The organism is Serratia sp. CY43202, from assembly GCF_052168755.1.
Taxonomy (GTDB): Bacteria; Pseudomonadota; Gammaproteobacteria; order Enterobacterales; family Enterobacteriaceae; genus Serratia; species Serratia bockelmannii.
The window spans coordinates 1-635 of record NZ_JBJNMB010000031.1 but is presented as its reverse complement, the minus strand read 5'-3'; the positions used below and the strand labels follow the sequence as shown (position 1 = coordinate 635).

The following is a 635-nucleotide window of genomic DNA, read 5'->3' as shown; positions in this document are numbered from 1 at the left end:
TTTGTGATTCATGACTGGGGTGAAGTCGTAACAAGGTAACCGTAGGGGAACCTGCGGTTGGATCACCTCCTTACCTAAAGATATTAGTTCGAGTGGCGTGCTCACACAGATTGTCTGATAGAAAGTAACGAGCAGAAATACCTTTATAGGCTTGTAGCTCAGGTGGTTAGAGCGCACCCCTGATAAGGGTGAGGTCGGTGGTTCAAGTCCACTCAGGCCTACCACTTCTTCGAAGTGGAAAAGGTACTGCACGTGACTGTATGGGGCTATAGCTCAGCTGGGAGAGCGCCTGCCTTGCACGCAGGAGGTCAGCGGTTCGATCCCGCTTAGCTCCACCATATAGTCCGGTATTTCAATACTTCAGAGTATATTGGCGACAGTATGCTGCGAAGTATTTTGCTCTTTAACAATCTGGAACAAGCTGAAAATTGAAACATGACGGCTGAAATTTATCCCTCCGTAGACGTATTGGGATGAAGAGTAACCTGTCATAGAGTCTCTCAAATGTTTGCAGCACGAACGATGGAAACATCTTCGGGTTGTGAGGTTAAGTGACTAAGCGTACACGGTGGATGCCTAGGCAGTCAGAGGCGATGAAGGGCGTGCTAATCTGCGAAAAGCGTCGGTAAGGTGAT

The 635-nt window shown here is 48.3% G+C and carries 2 tRNA genes and 2 rRNA genes; all 4 read left to right on the top strand.

From position 1 onward, the window contains the following. Positions 1–73: ribosomal RNA gene (locus ACJ8J5_RS24780) — 16S ribosomal RNA — on the top strand; the annotation flags it as partial. Between the two features lie 74 nt (positions 74–147). Beyond that, positions 148–224, top strand: a tRNA-Ile gene (locus ACJ8J5_RS24775). Between the two features lie 38 nt (positions 225–262). Next, positions 263–338 (top strand) — tRNA-Ala (locus tag ACJ8J5_RS24770). Between the two features lie 207 nt (positions 339–545). After that, positions 546–635 (top strand): 23S ribosomal RNA (locus ACJ8J5_RS24765); the annotation flags it as partial.